We start from the raw sequence: 19,138 nt of genomic DNA, 5'->3' as shown, positions 1-19,138 counted from the left end.
GGCCGCCCGTGCGGGAGCGCCGAGGAGACGGGCGCGTCCGTTCCTGCACACCACCCTGGACCGCGGAGGTCATCCCCAGGTCGGGTGCGGGACGCGCCCGACTCGGCGACGGGGCCGCAGACTGCCCGCATGAGCCCCAGCCACCGCCTCTGCGACGATCCGCCCGCCTTCGCCCCGGACCCCGCGCCCGCGGCCGCCCCCGACGTCGACACAGCCGGCCCGCACGCCGCGTCCCGGTGGGAGCGCACCCCACCTCGGGGCCCGGTGCTGCGGTGGCGGCCGGCCCTGCTGGCCGTCACCGTGCTGCTCGTCGCCGCCACGGCCTGGTGGGCGGTGGCCTGGCTGACCACCCCGGCGCCGCCCGCGGCCATCCCGGCGGCCGCGGCCGGTGCAGGCATCCCGCAGACCGACGCGCCCTCCACCGCCCCGTCGGCGGCGGGCACCGACGCGCGGACGTCCGAGGCGGGGCCGTCGGGGGAGGCGTCCGGCCCCGCCGGGTCCGGCCCGCTGCGGGTGCACGTGGTGGGCGAGGTCGCCCGGCCGGGAGTGGTCAGCCTCGCGCCGGGCTCCCGGGTGGCCGACGCCGTGGGCGCCGCCGGCGGCCCGACCCGGCACGCCCGGGCGGAGCGCATCAACCTCGCGGCCCCGTTGGACGACGGCCAACAGGTCCTCGTCCCCTCCGCCCGCACACCGCAGGACGCCCTGGACCGGGTGGCCGGGGCCGCGCAGGCGCAGCCCACGCCGACCACGGGCAGGGCCGGTGGCGGAGGCGAGCCGGGCGGCGCCGAGTCCGGCGACACCGTGGACCTGAACACCGCCGACGCCACGGAGCTGCAGACCCTGCCCGGCGTCGGCCCCGCCACGGCGGAGAAGATCATCGCCCACCGCGAGACGGTCGGCCCGTTCACCGGCCTGCAGGACCTGGACGCGGTGCCCGGCATCGGCCCGGCCACGCTCGACCGGCTGCGTGACCACGTCTCGTGGTGAGCCCGGCCCCGGGCCCGCCCAGCGATCCCGTGGACCGCCGCGCCCGCCACCGCGAGGTGCCCGGCCCGCTCGAGGCCCGGTGGGTGCCCGCCCTGCTCGTCTGCCTGACCCTCGGGATCCTCGGCGTCGCCTGGGACGCCCCGGCCCGCTCGGCGGCGGCCCTCACCGGGCTGGCCGTCGCCGCGACCACTGTCCTGGGCGCCGCCCGCTCGACCGGTCGGATACGGGGCGTGGCCACCGCGACGACGCTGGCCGGCGTGGCCGCGGCCCTGATGCTGCAGCACTCGGCCGGGCCCGCCGCCGCGGCCAGCGCCAGCGGCTGGACCGGCGCGGTGCACGCCGGCTCACCGCTGCGGCTCGAGCTGACCCTGGACGGGCCCGCCACCCGGAGCGAGGCGACCTTCGGCCCACGCTGGAGCGTGCCCGTGCGGGTCGAGACGTTCGGTCATCCGCCGCGGGCCCCCGAGGCGGCCGTGACGGCCCGACTCACGGGCGGGGGCGCACCGCCCGCGACGATCGCCGCGCCGTTGGACGGGACGGCGGCCCCCGGCGGCGGGCCGGGATCGCGGGTGTGCGTGGTGGCCCGGCCGTCGAGGTCCGGCTCCACCGTGTTCCTGGCCGCCGCGGCCGCCCCGCAGCCGGGACCCTGCCCCGGCGGGGCGGAGCCGGCAGGCGGGGCCACCGACGGCGGCCCGGGCCCGCCGCGGCGGGAGGCGCTGCGCGCCGCGTTCCGTCAGTCCGCGGAGGGCACGGTCGGCACGGCGCCGGAGCTCATCCCGGGGCTGGTGCTGGGCGACCGCTCCGCCCAGGGGGCCGCCCTCGACGACGCCATGAAGGCCTCGGGCCTGTCGCACCTGTCTGCCGTGTCCGGGGCCGAGGTTGTCAAGTAAGGTGTAAGCATGAAGGCCGTCATCTACGCCCGGGTCTCAAAGGATCGCCGACAACTGGAGCGGTCCGTTGATGAGCAGGTAGCTGAGTGCCGCGAGTTCTGCACCGCCCAGGGATGGGAAGTTGCCAGCGTCCATGTGGACAACGACCGCAGCGCGTCCCGTTACTCAACGAAGGACCGGCCCGCATGGGATGTGCTCATGGGCGAGTTGTCGCGCTATGACGTGCTCGTCACCTGGGAGGCGTCCCGTGCAACTCGCAACCTAGAGGTGTATGCCGAGTTGCGCCGCCGTTGCCGGGATGAGGGCGTGCTGTGGGCGTACTCTGGCCGCGTCTATGACCTGTCACGCTCTGACGATGCATTCATGACCGGCTTGGAGATGCTGACCGCCGAACGTTCGTCAGACGACACCGCGAAGCGCATTCAGCGCACCGTCCGGTCCCAGGCTAAAGCGGGGAAGCCGCACGGGCGCATTCCGTTCGGATACGCGCGAGAGTACGATCCGACGACCGGCGCGCTAGTTCGTCAGGTGCCCCACGAAACGGAAGCGCCACTAATCCGCGAAATGGCGCGGCGTGTGCTCGACGGCGAGAGTCTCTACTCAATCGCGAAAGACTTTTCGCAACGCGACGTTCCACGCATGCGGTTGAACCCGTGGGACACGGTGCGTATCAAGCGCGTGCTCACCAATCCCACCATCGCCGGTAAACGCGTCTACCGGGGGGAAGTCATCGGGGATGCTGATTGGGAAGGCATCATCACGCCCGAGGAGTTCGAAGCGCTGAAGGGTGTATTCTCCGCACCCCGCTATCAGGCACTCTCACATCATGGGTCGGAGCCGAGGCACCTACTTTCCGGCCTGGCCCGGTGTGGCGTATGTGGATCGAAGATGAAGCGCGTACCGGCCAGTGGCCGTAACGCGGCACGCTATGAATGCAGCGCGCACCACACGGCCATTCGGCAAACCTGGGCCGATGACCTTGTGAATGCCGTCATGGTGGCCCGTCTGCGCCAGCCGGACGCGCTGGAGGTGTCCAACCGTCCCGCCGGGGAAGGCGTCGTGGACCTCGCACGCGAGCTGCGGACGCTGGAGCAGCGGCTAGAAGGCATCTATGCCGAGGCCGCAGCCGGCGAGCTGTCCCCGCGTGGTCTCGCGACCGTCGAAGCGAGGATCATGGCGGACATTGACGAGAAGCGCGGTCAGATCGCCCGAGCCGCGACACCGGCTGTACCGACCATCGCGGACCCCGCCGCACTGGCTGACGGGTGGGCCGAGGCAGACATGCTGCTGAAACGGTCCATTGTCGCGGCCCTCGTGAACATCGAGATTGACCCTGCCCCGAAGCCTGGGAGCAAGGTGTTCGACCCGGAGCGCATACGAATCACTTGGAAGGGTGGAGACGATGAGTGAGCCGACCCCGCTGGAAGTGTATGACGCACTGAAGCAGTCAGGCCGACTGAAGGCCGCCGTTATTGCGGAATGGAGGTGCAAGAAGAAGGGATGCCTACTGGGGCAGGTGTTCCCTCATGAGGGCGAGTTGTATTTCTACGCACCCCCTTACCGCCTCTCCCCGGCCCGCCATGAAGCCGAGACGAACCCGCGCGCGCGGGAACGCAATACCTTTGACGGCGTGATCTGGAAGCCCCGCATTCAATGGCTGGAATTTTTTGAAGGTGCCGAGTCGGTGACGGGTATGGACGCCACCTGCCAGCACATGCAGAACGTACGCATCTCGGCCTGGGACATCCTGCGTGCCGCCGAAGAGGGCAGGCCTGGAAAGCCGGTGCGGACCATGTTGTGACTACAGGATTCTGTGGTACACTGTAAAAACAAGTGAAGCGCCCCACCAGCACGGGAAACGCCGGACCATTGGGCAGGTTCGGGACACGCTGAAAGGCTCTCCCGTGCCATCTTCCCGGCCCTCACTCTCCCCGGACGCCCGCGCCGCAATCGCCCGCGCAAACGTCCTCAATCGGCACCGTCCCGCCGGTCATCCCCAGCTCGTCGAAGCTCGCCGTGACGCCGCTGCGGCCACTCTCGCCGACTACGTCTCAGCCGTCGTGGCCGAGGCCCCGCCCCTGACGGACGCCCAGCGCGACCGCATCGCCGCCCTGCTGCGCCCGACCAAGGCGCGGGATGCCGCTTGAGCGCCGCCGCCACCCTCACCCGGCCCACGGTCGGAGACACTGGCCGACTCGACGTGCGGGCCGTACAGCGCATGATTCGCGCCATGTCCAAGCGGGACGCCGTGACGTTCCTCCACCGGCACATCGGTGTGACGACCTCATGGGCCGAGCGGCACCTGAAAGCGCTGGGCCAGATGCATCCCCACGAGTTCGCCCAGGCCCTCGCACTGGGCGGCGCGCCCGCTCACGTCCTCCACGGATTCGACCCCACGGGCAACACCGCCGCGCGCAACGTGGACATGGAGCGGGCGGGGGTGACCGCATGATGCTCCCGAACATGGAAGAACGCCGCCCCCACACCCTGGGAACGGCGTCCATGAATCCAACCGACCCGGCCACCACCAGAGAGCCTGAGTCTGCCGCCATTCTACCTGACGCCGCCGACCTTTTGGAAGGCGTGCATGTCCTCATCGTCGCAGTCCAAGAGCCCGAGCGCGTCCGTTACCGGCGCCGATTCATGCTCTCCCTGGACGCTGCCGAGAAGGCCGCCGCCAGGGCGACGATGCGCGGGCATCGGGCGTCCATCATCCTGGCCCGCGTGGCACCCGTGGAGACGATCGCGGGGTGGTCCGCATGAGCGCCGCGCTGATCGACACGGCCCGACAGATGCACGCTGCCGGGGTGAACGTGATCCCCGTTCGCCACGACGGCACCAAGGCGCCTGCGCTGAAGGCGTGGCAGTCACACCGGACGACCGCCGCCGACCTCGAAGCATGGTTCGGCGGGGACGATCCCCGCTACCGGGCTATCGGGGCCGCGTGCGGTGCCCTCTCCGGCGGTCTGGAGATGCTGGAAATCGAAGGCGCTCATGTCGGGCTGCTGGAGGACGTGGGACGCGCCGCCGGGGCTGCTGGGCTGCTGGAGCTCTGGGAGCGCGTGAACGGGGGATGGTGCGAACTATCCCCGTCTGGCGGAGTCCACTGGTTCTACCGCGTGGAGGGCATGGACGTGCCTGGCAACACCAAGCTTGCCGCCACCGAAGCCCGGCAGACCATCGCGGAGACGCGGGGCCAGGGTGGGCAGGTGGTCCTCGCCCCCTCCGGTGGGACCACGCACAAGACGGGCCGGGCGTGGGAGCGCCTGGACGGTGGGCCGGAGACGGTGCCGACGCTGACCGCTGCTGAGCGCGAGGCGCTGCACGGGCTGTTCAGGGCACTGGATCGCGCGCCCGAACGTGTGCCGGCCCCTGCGCCGACCTCCACGCCCCAGCGGGCCGAGGGTCCGCGCCCTGGCGACCTGTGGGCCGCCCGCACGACGTGGGCCGACCTGCTGACCCGCCACGGCTGGCAGGTCCACCACACGAGCGGGGTAGAGACGCACTGGACCCGTCCCGGCAAGTCCACGACGGAGGGGCCCAGCGCCACGACGCGCGAGGACGGCGGGCTGTACGTGTTCAGCACCTCGACCATGTTTGACGCCGAGACGCCCTACTCCAAGTTCGGGGCGTATGCGGTGCTGGAACATGGCGGGGACCATGCCGCCGCCGCCCGTGCGCTGGCCGCTGACGGGTTCACGGACCGTCCGGTGGTCCCGAGGACCGCCCCGGCCCCCGAGGCCGTCACGGAGGCGCCTGGGGCCGTGGAGCGGTACAGCCGGGATCGTGCGATCGCGGAGGCGGCCGAGCGTCTGCGAGTCACGGAGGCGGCCCGGCGCATGGTGTCCGCTGAGCGTGCAGCTCAGGCCCCGCCGCCGGTACCTGTGGACATGGGAGAGTTCATCGCCGCCCACGCAGACGATGAAGCCTCATGGCTGCTGGAGGACCTGTGGCCCCTGGGCGGCCGGGTCATGCTGACCGCCCCGGCCAAGGGGGGCAAGACGACCATGATGGGGAATCTTGTCCGCACCCTGGCCGATGGTGCCCCGTTCCTGGATCGGTTCGCCCCGGTGAACCTGTCCGAGACGGGCGGGCGCGTGGTGCTGCTGGACACGGAGATGACGGAGGGCCATCTGGCCCGATGGCTGCGGGCCGTGAAGGTGCGCCACCCGGAGCGGGTCCGCGTGGTGTCACTGCGCGGGCGGGTTCAGACGCTGGACCCCACGGAGCCGGCCAATCGTGCCCAGTGGGCGCGCATCCTCGCTGGAGCGCAGACGGTCATCCTCGATCCGGTGGGGCCGGTTCTGGCCGCGCTGGGGCTGGAGGAGAACTCATCGACGGACGTTGGCGGGTTCTTCACGGGCTGGGATGCGCTCATGGCCGAGGCGGGCGTACAGAACAGCCTGATCGTCCACCACCACGGGCACAGCGGGGAGCGGGCGCGCGGCTCGTCCAAGTTCGCGGACTCGTGCGACGCGCTGTGGACTCTCGTACGAGATGGGGACGCCACGGACGCGCCCCGATATTTCAAGGCTATGGGCCGAGACGTGGACGTATCCGAGGGCCGGCTGGAGTTCGACGCGGGTACCCGTCACCTCTCGTACACGGAGGGCAACCGCACGCAGGACCGGCAGACCGAACGGCTGGATGACCTTGTCCCCAAGGTCGTGGACTACGTCACCGCTCACCCCGGCGTCTCCGGCGCGGGGATCGAAGCGGCGTTCCCGGCTCGCGCCGCCGAGGTCCGGGCGGCACGGCAACACGCCCTCGAAACGGGGCAGATCGTGGAGCGCAGACGGGAGGGGAGGGGAGGCGGAAAGGCGTACCACCCGCCCCTGTCCTGACCTCCGAACCTCGTCCCGAACCTCGTCCCACAGACCCCTCTCGGGACGAGGTTTGGGACGAGGTTCGCCGGACGGACCTGGGACGAGGTTTGACCGCATGATGACGCGGAAAATCACAACCTCGTCCAACCTCGTCCAACCTCGTCCCGGACGAGCTAACTAACCTCGTCCCCCCCCTTTATGGGGGGGACGGGGTTAGAGCGAAGTACCACCACCCCAGAATCGACAGGAAAAAGGCCATGAGCACCACCACCCGCCACACCTGGCTCGACATCGATTTCAAGCCCGCCCCACCCGTGAGCACTCTCTCCCGGCCCACACCGAAACACGCCGCCACCACCGCACTAGAGCGCTTAGTCGCTGACCTCGCGTACCTGCGCAACGAGTGCGACAGCATCCGCTACGCCCTCGACCGATCCCGGGAGGCCGCATGACCCGCCCTAGGCACACCGATGCCGACGTGCGCCGGTTCATCGCCCTCGCACGAGGCGGGAGAGACCGACGCGCCGAGCTGCTGGACGCCATGAGGCGGCATCCGGCCGGGAAGGGGCCACGCGCACCCCGCCCGAACCATCCCCCCATGACCAACGCGGACGGCACACCCGCCGCCCCGCTGCCCACCACCGACCCCGAGAAGGAGTGACGGGATGACCCGCCGCACGTTCATCGCCAACCGCGACCGGTGGACCCGCGACCTCACCACCGCCAGCAAATCCCGGGCCAACGCAATCCTGCGCGGGCACCCGGACGGGGGCACCGTGCCGGGCGTGATGATTTTCCGCGACCGCCTCCCCGTGCTCACCCTGACCCCAGACCAGGCGCGGACGCTGGCCGACCAACTGCACGACGCCGCGGACACCTGCCAAGGGGCTGCCGATGGATGAGCACACCCGCGCCGCCCTCCTGGCTTGGCTGGCCCGTCTACGACGCGAACACATCGAGCGTATTCATGCGGCCTCCACTGAACACGAGGCCCCCCACGACTTGGCGTAAAGATCGCCGGCGGACCTGCAACACCGCGGGGCCGGAATCAAGGCGGCGAGCGAGCTAGAGGCCGTGAAAACCCGCCTGCGCCCGAGTGACCGGCAAATACCGCACGTACACATGAAAGGCAGATCACCCATCCGCCGATGCGGGCGGTCACTCAAACGGCCCGGCGTCACCACGACGCCGGGCCACCCCCTTACCTAAACCCTCTCCGTCCCGAAAGGACACCCCCCATGACTGACACCATGAACACCCCCACCGTCCACGACCTCACCGCCCAGCTCACCCGTGAGCGCGCCCGTGCCGTCGCCCTCGTGAACAAGCTGGAGAACATCGGCGTGAAGCCCTCCAAGCGGCTGACCGCCGCACGCGAGGCCCAGGCCGCACACAGCCGCCTCCTGGCCGAGAAGCGCCGCGACGCTGCCACTGTCGAACACGAGATCACCGAGGCTGCCGCCACGGCGAACGGGGACGCCCTCACGGACGCCCTGGCCCGCCGCCAGAGCCTGGCCGGTGCCGTAGACGCCCTCAATGACCCCGCCGTCATGGCGCGTCTCGTCCAGGCCGAGGTGAGCGCCGCCTACGGGGCCGCTCACGACGCCCGCGAGAGCGTCGCCGCGTACTTCAACCGGGCCTCCGAAGAGTTCGTGGACGTGCACCGCAAGCACTTCAACGCCGGGCCACTGCTGGCCCACCACGTGCTCGGCACCACCGCCGCCGACCACTGGGGCGAACTCGTGGACACCGCCGAACGCATGAGCCTGGCCGCCGCCGTCCTCGACGTTGTGGACGGCGTGGACGATGAGGCCCCCGCCCATCGGTACGGGCGGAACCTCCTGCACCCTGCCGCCGCAGACCGCAGCCCCATCGTGGGTGGCCCCTCCATGCTCCGCGCAGACGGAGACGTCGTGCGCGTCGGCGAGAACATCACCGCTTTCGCCGGTGGCTGGGAATGGTTGGGTAGCCCGGAGGTGGCCCCGCTGCGCCCCTGGATCGACCTTGCCACCGCTGACGCCCGACCCGGGGAGCGCGTGGGGATCGCCTACGACGCCGCCGCCGAGCGCGCCGACGCCGCCGCTTTCGCCGCTATGGCCGCCGACCACGGCAGCGTCCAGTCCACTCGCTACGACGTGAGCACCCGGGCCGGGTACGCCGCCGCATGGTGGGAGAAGCGCCAGGGCTGACCAGCGCGAACCGAGGCCAGGGCGGGTGGTTGTCAATGCGACGCCGCCCGCCCTGCCCCGACCGCCGCAAGGCAGTAATCCAACGGGACCGAGGGCTGTGCGTGCTATGTGGCAGCAAGGGCACCGACGTGGGCCACATAGTGCGTGGCATGGACCACTCACTAGCCAACCTAAGGCTGCTCTGTCGTTCGTGCCACATGAAGCGAACAGGTTCAGATGGTGGAAGAACAAAACGTTCACCAAAACGCAAATGGAAGCGCGAAGAACCACATCCCGGACGCCGAACCTAAAGCAATAGGGGAGGGGGATATCCTGAGCCCCAGGTTTTCCGGCCGGTACCGTTTAGCGCCTGACATTGTGAGCGACCTAAAACAATCCCTCGCGCGCGAGGGAACCCCCTTTGACCCCCAGAACCCCGCGTGTACGGCCCTGAGTGCCGTTCTCACGCACTTTGAAAGGACAGACCTGTAATGACCCGTGAACGAATCCCCGAGGGCCTTAGAGAGCGTGGAGCGCGCCTGTGGAAGGAGACAACCGATGTGCTCGATCTAGAGGCGCATGAAGAACTGACGCTGCTGGAGGCGTGCCGGACCGCTGACCGGCTCGACGCACTGGCGGACGCCCTGGAGGACGCACCGCTGACCGTTACGAATGCCCGTGGCGATGAGGTGGCGCAACCGCTGATGGTGGAGGCCCGGCAACAGTCCATCGTCCTGGCCCGTCTGATCGCGGCGTTGCGTATCCCGGACGCCGAGGACAACCGCCCCCAGCGTCGCGGGGTGCGTGGCGCGTACGGGGTGCAGATGCGGAGCGTCTCGTGAGGCGGCGGCGTCGTCCCGTGCAGATGGTCCCCGAGCATGCGGCGATTGTGGCCGAGTGGTGTGCGCTGTGGCGCTCGGGGACGCCGGAGGATTTTGACGCCTGGCACTCACGGCATAGCGCCCTCATGGATCGGATGTATGAGTCGCGCCTATCTCCAGAGACCGTTGCGGAGTGGGCTGGGCCGGACCCGAGGGCGTAAGCCTCACCGCCGACCACATCACGCCGCGCGCACTAGGAGGGAAGCTGATGGGAGAGCTGCGACCAGCGCACAGATCATGCAACTCACGACGCGGAAAGCGTATGAGCATAGAAATGATTCCGAAGCCAAAGACCACGCGCCAATGGTGAAGCACCGGCCGAACGTGAGGCAAGCACCCCGCCCCCCACCCCTGCCCGCCCCCCTTCTCAATCCTGCCGGTTTACTGATCTCTCCCTCTCGACCGTTCCTAAGGGAATCCCAGGCCCAGGGCGCCCAGCATGGCCCCTGTAGTGGCCCCTCGTGGCGCGTCTGCGCGCCGTTTCTGACCCCTCACCAGGAGGTGAACCCCTATGCCCCGATCCCTTGCACCTTGTGGCACTCACGCGGCCTATAAGCGGCATCTGCGCGCCGGAGAGAAGGCTTGTGATGCGTGCCGGGTTGCTGCCCGGGACTACACCCGCCGCCAGCGGGAGAAAGCGGCCTACGTGCCCGCTGCGAGCCGTGAGCCTGGCCCTGCTGAGGTGGCCCGGGCTGCCCGTGAGAGCACGGATGACCGGACCGCCCTCGTGTCTGTGCTCGTGGGCTACGGCAGGGAGGCCGAGGTTGAGATCCCGCTGACCGAAGATCCTGCTGCGTCGATCCGGTGGGCGCTCAGGCGGGTGCGTGCGGCGCTCATGGTTGCCACGCCCCGGGACGTGGCCGCGCTGGCGAAGGCTGACCGTGATCTCGTGGCCGATCTTGCGGAGCTGACGGCTGCCCGTGCCCCGGTGAAGGTGTCCGCGCTGGACCAGCTGGCCGAGCGTCGCGCCGCGAGGCTGGCCGGCCACGGGTCCGCGTAGCCCGGCGTATGACGGTGCCCCCGGCGTTGAAACGGGATCGCCGGGGGCACCTGACGCCGCCGGGCCAGCGGAGGGGGGTGCGGCGGGCGGCGCTGTGGACAACCTAGCGCAGCCTGACGGCGTGGGCGTGAGTTGTCCACAACGCGAATAGAAACAATGGCCCCGGCCGTCCCGTTGCGGGATGGTCGGGGCCATTCGTGTTTCCGGGGGTACGGGTGGTGTTCTACTGCGAGGGTTGGACCAGGTAGGTGGTTGCCAGGCCCCTACGGGGCTAGCGGAGCCCTGCGGGCCCAGGTCTCCCGGTCCCTCATCCCAGAAAACCCGCCGCCCTCCGCCCCCACTCTGCGACATGCGCCCAGCGGTACGGGACCCCTCGGAATCCGAGGCGTCTCGCGTGCTGGCCCTAGGACTCGCCGTCGACTGGCGTTCCCTCGTCCGGCGGTTCGGACGATTCGGGAGGGGTGTCACCGCGCCTGAGTTGATTAGCAGCTCGGCAGGCTTTCCACGCTGGAGGATCACGCTGTGACCTCGTGCCGTCCACCGGCGCTGTGACGGTGGACAGGACGCGGCCCCGCGTGCGGGGGCTGGAGGCTCTAGGGCACGCCCTGGCCGGTGAAGACGCGCCACAGGGGCACATGGGCCGTGGGGCCGTGGTGGCGCAGGTGGCGGGCCGCGTAGATGTCCCACGCGAACGCCTGGTTCAACGGCTTGTGCACGCGGTACGTGCCCCGGGCGTCCCGGATCGTGTGGGCGAGGATCGCCCCGTCCATGCCGAGGATCACCCCGGCGTGCATGTCGCCGTGGTGGGCGCGTCCAGCGTCCGCGAGGGGGCCGGGGTCCGCGTCGTGGTGCGCGCCGAGGTCTGCGAGGACACGGGCCGCGTTGTCCTGGTAGTAGTCGCCCATCGTCAGCACGCCCCCACAAGGACGGAGGGGAGCGAAAGCATGAAGAATCCCGCCACGGTGAGCGCCACAGAGACAGCGGCGCGGGCGACGGGCTGGAGAAGCTGGGGGAGGGTGCGGGTAGGCTGATTCACGGCGTCACGTCCTTGATCACGTGGTGTCCATGCCCCGGGGTGTTCCAGCACCGCCGGGGCGTTTTCGTCGGACCGATCTGGTCCAACACCTCTTAGTGAAATTGACCGGGGCCAACGTGGCCATGATCCTCGGCGCGGTCGCGATCACCCTGCGCAGCGCGCGGGTGCACCGGGCGGTGGTCCTCAGCGCCGGGCTGGCGGTCCTCGGGGTGTTCGTGGTCGTCGTGGGGCCGGAGCCGTCGGTCCTCCGGGCGGCCGTGATGGGCGCTCTCGGCGCCCTCGCGGTGTTCTTCGGCCGCGCGCGGCAGGCGTTCGGACTCCTGACGGTGGGCGGCACGGCCCTGCTCGTCGCGGTGCCGGCCCTCGCCGTGGAACCGGCCTTCCACCTCTCCCTGGCGGCGACCGCGGGCATCGTCCTGGGCGGCGCGCCCCTCGACCGTGCGCTGCACGCCGGGCTCGGCCGGGTGCTGCCCGACGTCGTGGCGCGGTGGCTCTCGGCGTCGCTCGCGGTGACCGTGGCCGCCCACCTGGCCTGCCAGCCGATCATCCTGGCCATGACCGGTGAGGTGTCGGCCTACGCGGTGCCGGCCAATCTGCTGGCCGCCCCGGCCGTGCCGCCCGTGACCGTCCTGGGCACCCTCGCCGCGGCCCTCGCCCTGCCCGCGCCGGGGATCGCCGCCGCCCTCGTCGCCGTGATCCAGTGGCCCGCGGCCTGGATCGGGTGGGTCGCCCACACCAGCGCCTCCCTGCCCGGGGCGCTGCGTCCGTGGCCGGCCGGAGCCCTCGGCGCCGGGCTGGGCGTCCTGCTGGTGGCCGCGACGCTCCTCGGATTCGCCGCCGTGCTCCTGCTCGAACGACGCCGGGCCGCCCCGGTGCGGCGTGTCGGCCGCAGCGCGCCGCGGACCCGCGAGCGCCTCCCCGCCCTGGTCGTGCTCGCCGCCGCGCTGGCCGCGGCCACCACGGGTGCGGTCGGGGCGGTCCTCGTGCCGCGGGCCTCGGGCGCGGCCCCGCCGGACTGGGCGGTGGCGTTCTGCGACGTCGGCCAGGGAGACATGGCCGTGTTCCGGTCCGGCCCGCGCGCGGGGGTCGTCGTCGATGTCGGGCCCGAGCCTGGGCTCGCTCGTCGCTGCCTCGACGACCTCGACGTCGACCGGGTGGACGCCGTGCTGCTCACCCACCTGCACGCCGACCACACCGGGGGACTGCCCGGCGTGGTCGACCGCGCCTCCCGCGGGGCGGTGCACTACGCGACCCGGGACGCGCCGGCGCAGGGCAGGGGAGGGCGCGGCGGCGAGGCGGACGGCGTCGACCGGCCCGCCGACGCGGCACGGCTCCGCACCGGCGCGACGGGCACGGCCGGGCCGGTGCGGTGGCACGTGCTGCTCGCCGACGCGCGGGCCCCCGAGGAGAACGACGCCTCCGCCCAGGTGCTGGTCACCGTCGAGAGCGAGGCCGGTCCGGTCACGACGCTGATCACCGGCGACATGGAGGAGGACGCCTCCGCGGCATGGGTCGCGGGGCACCGGTCCGATGCCGCCGCTCCGCCGCGCGTGGACGTGCTCAAGGTCGCCCACCACGGGGCCCGCAACGGTGGGACGGCCGTGCCGCGCGCGGTCGGCGCCCGCCTGCACATGGTCTCCGTGGGCGCCGACAACCCGTACGGACACCCCCACCGGGCCACGGTGGACGCGCTCGGCCGCCTCGGGCCGGTGGCCCGCACCGACCTGCACGGCACGCTGGCCCTCACGGCCGCGGACGGCCCCGACCCCGACGGCGCGCCCGAGATCACGGCTCACACCGTCCGCCCGCCCTCGAGCGTCCGCACCGGACCCTAGGATGGGACGCATGTCCGCCGCCCGCAGCCCCCGTTCCGGCCGAGCCGGCCGCACCGACCCGCTGGCCTGGCGGCGAGCCGAGCCCGCCCCGCTCATGCTCCTCAAGGGACCCGAGGACCATGCCGCCCGCTGGGTGACGGACCGCGTGACCCAGGCTCTGCGCGAGCGCCACGGCCAGCTGGAGATCCACCGGCTCCGCGCGGGGGAGTACCAGCCCGGCCAGCTGGCCACCGCGGCCAGCCCGTCCCTCTTCGCCGAGCCCACCCTCATCACGGTCGAGGGCCTCGAGGCCATGAACGACGCGTTCCTCGAGGACGCCCTGCGCCTCGTCCAGCAGGGCCCCGGCGCGGACGACGTCACGCTCGTGCTGCGCCACACCGGCGGCAACCGCGGCAAGAAGCTGCTGGACGCCGTCGCCCAGGCCGGCACGGTGGTCGAGTGCGTGCCGCTGAAGAAGGACGAGGAGCGGCTGGCCTTCGTGCAGGCCGAGTTCCGCGACCGGCGTCGGCGCATCGACGAGGAGGCGGCCCGCGCGCTCATCCGCGCCACCGGCGCCTCGCTCACGGAGCTCGCGGCCGCGTGCGCCCAGCTCGTCGACGACACCGAGGGCGTCGTCACCGTCGAGACCGTGGACACCTACTACAGCGGCCGCGTGGAGGCCACGAGCTTCGCGGTGGCCGATGCGGCGCTCGAGGGGCAGGCGGCGAGGGCCGTGTCCCTCGTGCGGCACGCGATGGCCACCGGCGTCCACCCGGTGATGATCACCGCGGCGCTCGCGCTCAAGGCGCGGCAGGTGGCGCGGATGATCGACGCCCGCCGGCCCGCCGCCGAGCTGCCGTCCCTGCTCGGGGTGGCCCCGTTCCAGGTGCGCTACATCCAGCAGGCGGCGCGGCACTGGACGGCGGCCGGCATCGCGCAGGCCGTGGAGTGGATCGCCCAGGCCGACGCCGAGGCCAAGGGCGCCTCCCGCAACCCGGAGTTCGCCGTCGAGCGCGCGGTCATCCGCGTGGCCACCGCCGTCAGCCGCTGACGGCGCCGCCGGACGGCACCCCACGGGGGCAGCCCGGACACGAAACGGCCCCCGCACCGATCGCTCGGGGCGGGGGCCGCGGTCACAGCCGGGGGCGTGGATTAGCCGAGGAGGGCCTTCACGCGGGCGGCGATGCCGGACTTGCGGTTCGCGGCCTGGTTCTTGTGGATGACGCCCTTCGAGGCGGCCTTGTCCAGCTTGCGGGAGGCGGTGCGCAGGGCGGCGGCGGCGGCCTCGGCCTCGCCGGCGGCGACGGCCTTGTCCACGGCGCGGATGGCGGTCTTCAGCTCGGACTTCACCGCGACGTTGCGCTGGCGCGCCTTCTCGTTGGTGAGGATGCGCTTCTTCTGGGACTTGATGTTAGCCAAATCGGGTCCTTCGTCGTCGGCGGCGCGGACGAGGGTCCGGGCGCCGCATGAACAGGGGGTCGTGGAGGGTGCCCGGATCCGTGGACTGAGCGGCGTGGGGAACACCGATGATGACCCGTTCCGGGGGTGCCCGTCGACCGGCGGACACAATGCGGACGATCCTACCACCCAGACCCCGCGATCCGCGCGGCCGACTCAGCGCACCCGCCTCCGGGCGCGGGCCAGCGCGGCCGTGACCCGGTCGAAGGCCGCCCGGTCCAGGACGCCGCCCTCCCGGCGCACCGCGGCCGGATCCACGCGGACCACCCGGTCCAGCTTCACCTCCGAGGCGCGGCCGGACCGGTCCCAGGCGCCTGCGCCCACGTCCACGTAGTCCTCGTCGCGGGTCAGCGCGTTGTTCCGGTCCCGGCTGGTCAGCATGAGCCCGAGCAGGAGCGCCCCGTCCCGGCCGATCAGGAGCACGGGGCGGTCCTTGCCCCGGCCGTCCATCTCCTCGTACGGCACCCAGGTCCACACGACCTCGCCCGGCCCGGCCGTCGGCCCGGGCGCGGGCGCGTATTCGACGCGGACGGTCCCGGTGAAGTCCGGCAGGGACACGTGGCGGTCGGTGTCCTGTCGCCGGGGCCGGCGCTCCTGCCCGGGCCCGGGCATCGGCCACGAGTCGGTGGGCTCCGTGGGGTCCCACGCGGGCCCGGGAGGCCCGGGCGGGCCCGGGAAGGGCGACGGGCCGCTCCGTTCGCCGGCCCGTCGACCGGCCTCAGAGGCGGCTCGACGCGGCCGGGCGTCGTCGCGGAGGGCGCCGATCAGGCGTGCCGTCCGGCGGCCGAGGGACAGGGCGCGATGCAGGTCGAAGGCCATGGGCGTGAATCTAGTGGACGCGCGGGCCCGGCGTCCGGGTCGGGTCGGCGGCGGGACATGAGAGACTAGGCGGTCAGAGTCCCGTCCCCGTCACCCGTAGAGGAAGTGCCCGTGTCGCCCCTGGCGTCGAACCCCCCGGTGCCCGCTGCCACCGACCCCTCGGTGATCCGCAACTTCTGCATCATCGCCCACATCGACCACGGCAAGTCCACGCTGGCGGACCGCATGCTGCAGGCCACCGGCGTCGTGCAGCCTCGCGACATGAAGGCCCAGTACCTGGACCGCATGGACATCGAGCGTGAGCGCGGCATCACCATCAAGTCCCAGGCCGTGCGCATGCCCTGGTCCGTGGACGGGGTGGACTACGCCCTGAACATGATCGACACCCCCGGGCACGTGGACTTCACCTATGAGGTCTCCCGCTCGCTGGCCGCATGCGAGGGCGCGATCCTGCTGGTGGACGCCGCCCAGGGCATCGAGGCCCAGACCCTGGCGAACCTCTACCTCGCCATGGAGCACGAGCTGGAGATCATCCCCGTGCTCAACAAGATCGACCTGCCCGCCGCGGATCCGGACCGCTACGCGGCCGAGCTGGCCTCCCTGATCGGCTGCGAGCCCGAGGACGTGCTGCGCGTCTCCGGCAAGACGGGCGTCGGCGTCGAGGACCTGCTGGACCGCGTGGTCCGCGCCATCCCCGGCCCGGAGGGGGACGCGGACGCCCCGGCCCGCGCGATGATCTTCGACTCCGTGTACGACACCTACCGGGGCGTCGTCACGTACGTGCGCGTCGTGGACGGCCGGCTCTCCCCGCGGGAGAAGGTCCGCATGATGTCCACGGGCACCACCTACGAGCTCCTCGAGATCGGCGTCTCCTCCCCGGAGCCCGTGCCCACGAACGGTCTGGCCGCGGGCGAGGTGGGCTACCTCATCACCGGCGTGAAGGACGTGCGTCAGTCCAAGGTGGGCGACACGGTCACCAACCACGCCCACCCGGCGGAGCAGTCCCTGGGTGGCTACGAGGACCCCAAGCCCATGGTGTTCTCGGGCCTGTATCCCATCGACGGCTCGGACTATCCCGTGCTGCGTGACGCCCTGGACAAGCTCAAGCTCAACGACGCCGCGCTCGTCTACGAGCCGGAGACCTCGGTCGCGCTGGGCTTCGGCTTCCGCGTCGGCTTCCTCGGTCTGCTGCATCTGGAGATCGTGCGCGAGCGCCTCGAGCGCGAGTTCGACCTCGATCTCATCTCCACCGCGCCCAACGTGGTCTACGAGGTCACCCGGGAGGACCGTGAGGTCGTCACCGTGACCAACCCCTCCGAGTTCCCCGAGGGCAAGATCCTCGAGGTGCGCGAGCCCATGGCCTCGGCCACGATCATCGTGCCGGCGGAGTTCATCGGCGCCGTCATGGAGCTGTGCCAGGCCAAGCGCGGCAACCTCAAGGGCATGGACTACCTCTCCGAGGAACGCGTGGAGATCCGCTACTGGATCCCCCTGGCCGAGATCGTGTTCGACTTCTTCGACCAGCTCAAGTCCCGCACCAAGGGGTACGCCTCGCTGGACTGGAAGGCCGACGGCGACCAGGTCGCCGACCTCGTCAAGGTGGACATCCTGCTCCAGGGCGAACAGGTGGACGCGTTCTCCTCCATCACCCACAGGGACAACGCCTACGCGTACGGCGTGATGATGACGGGCAAGCTCAAGGAGCTGATCCCGCGCCAGCAGTACGAGGTGCCGATCCAGGCCGCCATCGGCTCGCGCATCATCGCCCGCGAGAACATCCGCGCGATCCGCAAGGACGTGCTCTCCAAGTGCTACGGCGGAGACATCTCCCGCAAGCGCAAGCTGCTCGAGAAGCAGAAGGAGGGCAAGAAGCGCATGAAGATGGTCGGCCGGGTCGAGGTCCCGCAGGAGGCCTTCATCGCCGCCCTATCCTCGGACGGCGCCGGCGCCGACCAGGCCGCGAAGAAGTAAGTGCCCGCCCTGCCCCTCGGCGAGCCCGTCCCCGACGACGGCCGGCTGCCGGCCGACGTCGGGCAGCGGGTGCGCGCGGCCGCCCGCGACGGCGCGGCGCGCACCTTCAGCCTGTACGTCCACGTGCCGTTCTGCACGGTGCGCTGCGGCTACTGCGACTTCAACACGTACACGGCCGTCGACTTTGGCCCCGGCGCGGGTCGCGGCGACTACTGGGAGTCGGCGGTCGCGGAGCTGGACTTCGCCGCGGACGTGCTCGCGTCCTCGGACGTGCCCGCCCGCCCGCTGCACACGGTGTTCTTCGGCGGCGGCACGCCCACGCTCCTGCCGGCCGCGGACCTCGTGCGCATCCTCCAGGCGGCGGTGGACCGGTTCGGGATCGCGCCCGGCGCGGAGGTGACCACCGAGGCCAACCCGGACACGATCACCCCGGAGTACGCCCGCCAGCTCGCGGCCGGCGGCTTCACCCGCCTCTCCCTGGGCATGCAGTCCGCGATGCCGCACGTGCTCGCCACGCTCGAGCGCACCCATCGGCCCGAGTCCGTCCCCGCCGCCGTCGCCGCGGCCCGCGAGGCCGGCCTGGAGGTGTCCCTGGACCTGATCTACGGGACCGCGGGGGAGTCCCTCGCCGACTGGCGGGCCACGCTCGAGGCCGCAGTCGTCCTGGCCCCGGACCACGTGAGCGCGTACTCGCTGATCGTGGAGGAGGGCACCAAGCTCGGGGCCCAGGTGGCCCGCGGCGAGGTGGCGGACGTGGACCCCGACGACCAGGCGGACAAGTACCTGCTCGCCGAGGAGCTGCTCAGCGCCGCCGGCTACCGCTGGTACGAGGTGTCCAACTGGGCGCGGGATCCGCGGGGGTCCGGGGTCCACCGCGCGCGGCACAACGTGGCGTACTGGGAGGACCAGGACTGGTGGGGGATCGGCCCGGGCGCGCACTCGCACCTCGCCGGCGTCCGGTTCTGGAACGCCAAGCACCCCGCCGCCTACGCGCAGCGGCTGGCCACGGGGGTCACCCCCGCCGTCGGCCGCGAGCGGCCCGACGCCGACGCGCGGCGCCTCGAGCGCATCATGCTCGCGGTGCGCACGGTGGGCGGGCTCCCGACCGCGGAGCTCGTCTCGGAGACGCCGGGGGAGGCCGCGCGGATCCGCGGGGCGATCGCCGAACTCATCGCCGCGGGCCTGCTGGACGGGCGCGCCGCCGTCGACGGGCGCATCATCCCGACGCTCGAGGGGCGGCTGCGCAACGACGCGATCGTCCGGGCGCTGGCCGGCTTCTGACCGGCCG

General features: G+C 71.7%; 22 protein-coding genes. 19 read left to right on the top strand and 3 right to left on the bottom strand.

Annotated features, from left to right (window positions below; translation table 11 throughout):
* Positions 1-129: 129 nt before the first annotated feature.
* The 15 genes from DE149_RS06860 to DE149_RS06795 all read left to right on the top strand — a co-directional run bounded on the left by DE149_RS06860 (position 130) and on the right by DE149_RS06795 (position 10,752).
* Positions 130-987: a ComEA family DNA-binding protein gene (locus DE149_RS06860; protein WP_036313756.1), complete on the top strand. Its 858-nt coding sequence runs from the start codon at positions 130-132 to the stop codon at positions 985-987.
* Positions 984-1,877, top strand: a complete 894-nt coding sequence (locus DE149_RS06855) for a hypothetical protein (protein ID WP_233490718.1) — start codon at positions 984-986, stop codon at positions 1,875-1,877. Before DE149_RS06860 ends, DE149_RS06855 begins: the two co-directional genes overlap by 4 nt.
* A 9-nt stretch (positions 1,878-1,886) precedes the next feature.
* The gene (locus DE149_RS06850) at positions 1,887-3,287 is read left to right on the top strand and encodes a recombinase family protein (RefSeq protein WP_113914209.1); all 1,401 of its coding nucleotides are present in this window, start codon (positions 1,887-1,889) and stop codon (positions 3,285-3,287) included.
* On the top strand, positions 3,280-3,678 hold the full coding sequence (locus tag DE149_RS06845) for a hypothetical protein (protein ID WP_113914208.1): 399 nt from the start codon (positions 3,280-3,282) through the stop codon (positions 3,676-3,678). Before DE149_RS06850 ends, DE149_RS06845 begins: the two co-directional genes overlap by 8 nt.
* 103 nt (positions 3,679-3,781) lie before the next feature.
* Positions 3,782-4,024 carry a hypothetical protein gene (locus DE149_RS06840; RefSeq protein WP_113914207.1) on the top strand — a complete coding sequence of 81 codons (243 nt, stop codon included), beginning with the start codon at positions 3,782-3,784 and terminating at the stop codon, positions 4,022-4,024.
* Positions 4,025-4,107: 83 nt separating this feature from the next.
* On the top strand, positions 4,108-4,329 hold the full coding sequence (locus DE149_RS06835; RefSeq protein WP_113914206.1) for a hypothetical protein: 222 nt from the start codon (positions 4,108-4,110) through the stop codon (positions 4,327-4,329).
* Entirely contained in the window at positions 4,326-4,640 is a 315-nt protein-coding gene (locus tag DE149_RS06830; protein ID WP_113914205.1) for a hypothetical protein, read from the top strand. The genes DE149_RS06835 and DE149_RS06830 overlap by 4 nt, the downstream gene beginning before the upstream one ends.
* Positions 4,637-6,721, top strand: coding sequence for an AAA family ATPase (locus DE149_RS06825; protein ID WP_147084468.1), 2,085 nt, complete (start codon positions 4,637-4,639; stop codon positions 6,719-6,721). The genes DE149_RS06830 and DE149_RS06825 overlap by 4 nt, the downstream gene beginning before the upstream one ends.
* A 239-nt stretch (positions 6,722-6,960) precedes the next feature.
* Entirely contained in the window at positions 6,961-7,155 is a 195-nt protein-coding gene (locus DE149_RS06820) for a hypothetical protein (RefSeq protein WP_113914203.1), read from the top strand.
* A 213-nt stretch (positions 7,156-7,368) separates the two neighbouring features.
* Entirely contained in the window at positions 7,369-7,605 is a 237-nt protein-coding gene (locus DE149_RS06815; protein ID WP_113914202.1) for a hypothetical protein, read from the top strand.
* A gap of 336 nt (positions 7,606-7,941) precedes the next feature.
* Entirely contained in the window at positions 7,942-8,892 is a 951-nt protein-coding gene (locus DE149_RS06810) for a hypothetical protein (protein WP_113914201.1), read from the top strand.
* Positions 8,868-9,182, top strand: coding sequence for an HNH endonuclease (locus tag DE149_RS11965; RefSeq protein WP_370446020.1), 315 nt, complete (start codon positions 8,868-8,870; stop codon positions 9,180-9,182). The genes DE149_RS06810 and DE149_RS11965 overlap by 25 nt, the downstream gene beginning before the upstream one ends.
* 180 nt (positions 9,183-9,362) lie before the next feature.
* Positions 9,363-9,713, top strand: coding sequence for a hypothetical protein (locus tag DE149_RS06805; protein WP_113914200.1), 351 nt, complete (start codon positions 9,363-9,365; stop codon positions 9,711-9,713).
* A gap of 172 nt (positions 9,714-9,885) precedes the next feature.
* Complete coding sequence (locus DE149_RS11960) at positions 9,886-10,062, top strand: HNH endonuclease (RefSeq protein WP_113914199.1); 177 nt, start codon at positions 9,886-9,888, stop codon at positions 10,060-10,062.
* 417 nt (positions 10,063-10,479) lie between these two features.
* Complete coding sequence (locus DE149_RS06795; RefSeq protein ID WP_147084467.1) at positions 10,480-10,752, top strand: hypothetical protein; 273 nt, start codon at positions 10,480-10,482, stop codon at positions 10,750-10,752.
* 593 nt (positions 10,753-11,345) lie between these two features.
* Here DE149_RS06795 and DE149_RS06790 read toward each other — a convergent pair.
* Positions 11,346-11,666, bottom strand: coding sequence for a hypothetical protein (locus DE149_RS06790; protein WP_147084466.1), 321 nt, complete (start codon positions 11,664-11,666; stop codon positions 11,346-11,348).
* A gap of 217 nt (positions 11,667-11,883) precedes the next feature.
* On the opposite strand from DE149_RS06790, the gene DE149_RS06785 reads away from it, so the two are divergent.
* Both DE149_RS06785 and holA read left to right on the top strand, forming a co-directional pair.
* Entirely contained in the window at positions 11,884-13,623 is a 1,740-nt protein-coding gene (locus DE149_RS06785; protein WP_233490717.1) for a ComEC/Rec2 family competence protein, read from the top strand.
* Between the two features lie 10 nt (positions 13,624-13,633).
* Entirely contained in the window at positions 13,634-14,653 is a 1,020-nt protein-coding gene (gene holA, locus DE149_RS06780) for a DNA polymerase III subunit delta (RefSeq protein WP_036317182.1), read from the top strand.
* Positions 14,654-14,754: 101 nt separating this feature from the next.
* Here holA and rpsT read toward each other — a convergent pair whose 3' ends face one another.
* Positions 14,755-15,021, bottom strand: coding sequence for a 30S ribosomal protein S20 (rpsT, locus tag DE149_RS06775; protein ID WP_002854699.1), 267 nt, complete (start codon positions 15,019-15,021; stop codon positions 14,755-14,757).
* A gap of 195 nt (positions 15,022-15,216) precedes the next feature.
* Positions 15,217-15,879 carry a type II toxin-antitoxin system PemK/MazF family toxin gene (locus tag DE149_RS06770; RefSeq protein WP_036317185.1) on the bottom strand — a complete coding sequence of 221 codons (663 nt, stop codon included), beginning with the start codon at positions 15,877-15,879 and terminating at the stop codon, positions 15,217-15,219.
* Between the two features lie 111 nt (positions 15,880-15,990).
* Here DE149_RS06770 and lepA point away from each other — a divergent pair, with 111 nt between their 5' ends.
* Both lepA and hemW read left to right on the top strand, forming a co-directional pair.
* Entirely contained in the window at positions 15,991-17,850 is a 1,860-nt protein-coding gene (lepA, locus tag DE149_RS06765) for a translation elongation factor 4 (protein ID WP_036317188.1), read from the top strand.
* On the top strand, positions 17,851-19,131 hold the full coding sequence (gene hemW, locus DE149_RS06760) for a radical SAM family heme chaperone HemW (RefSeq protein ID WP_036317191.1): 1,281 nt from the start codon (positions 17,851-17,853) through the stop codon (positions 19,129-19,131). It abuts the gene before it with no gap.
* The last annotated feature ends 7 nt before the right edge of the window (positions 19,132-19,138 follow it).

The sequence above is a fragment of the Micrococcus sp. KT16 genome (assembly GCF_003315015.1).
Lineage (GTDB): Bacteria > Actinomycetota > Actinomycetes > Actinomycetales > Micrococcaceae > Micrococcus > Micrococcus luteus.
This window is presented reverse-complemented; position numbering and strand designations above follow the sequence as displayed.

Coding starts and splice junctions, on each gene's coding strand:
- DE149_RS06860 (WP_036313756.1), top strand. CDS start 130: ATGAGCCCCAGCCACCGCCTCTGCGACGATCCGCCCGCCTTCGCCCCG.
- DE149_RS06850 (WP_113914209.1), top strand. CDS start 1,887: ATGAAGGCCGTCATCTACGCCCGGGTCTCAAAGGATCGCCGACAACTG.
- DE149_RS06845 (WP_113914208.1), top strand. CDS start 3,280: ATGAGTGAGCCGACCCCGCTGGAAGTGTATGACGCACTGAAGCAGTCA.
- DE149_RS06835 (WP_113914206.1), top strand. CDS start 4,108: ATGTCCAAGCGGGACGCCGTGACGTTCCTCCACCGGCACATCGGTGTG.
- DE149_RS06830 (WP_113914205.1), top strand. CDS start 4,326: ATGATGCTCCCGAACATGGAAGAACGCCGCCCCCACACCCTGGGAACG.
- DE149_RS06825 (WP_147084468.1), top strand. CDS start 4,637: ATGAGCGCCGCGCTGATCGACACGGCCCGACAGATGCACGCTGCCGGG.
- DE149_RS06820 (WP_113914203.1), top strand. CDS start 6,961: ATGAGCACCACCACCCGCCACACCTGGCTCGACATCGATTTCAAGCCC.
- DE149_RS06815 (WP_113914202.1), top strand. CDS start 7,369: ATGACCCGCCGCACGTTCATCGCCAACCGCGACCGGTGGACCCGCGAC.
- DE149_RS06810 (WP_113914201.1), top strand. CDS start 7,942: ATGACTGACACCATGAACACCCCCACCGTCCACGACCTCACCGCCCAG.
- DE149_RS11965 (WP_370446020.1), top strand. CDS start 8,868: ATGGTGGGAGAAGCGCCAGGGCTGACCAGCGCGAACCGAGGCCAGGGC.
- DE149_RS06805 (WP_113914200.1), top strand. CDS start 9,363: ATGACCCGTGAACGAATCCCCGAGGGCCTTAGAGAGCGTGGAGCGCGC.
- holA (WP_036317182.1), top strand. CDS start 13,634: ATGTCCGCCGCCCGCAGCCCCCGTTCCGGCCGAGCCGGCCGCACCGAC.
- DE149_RS06770 (WP_036317185.1), bottom strand. CDS start 15,879: ATGGCCTTCGACCTGCATCGCGCCCTGTCCCTCGGCCGCCGGACGGCA.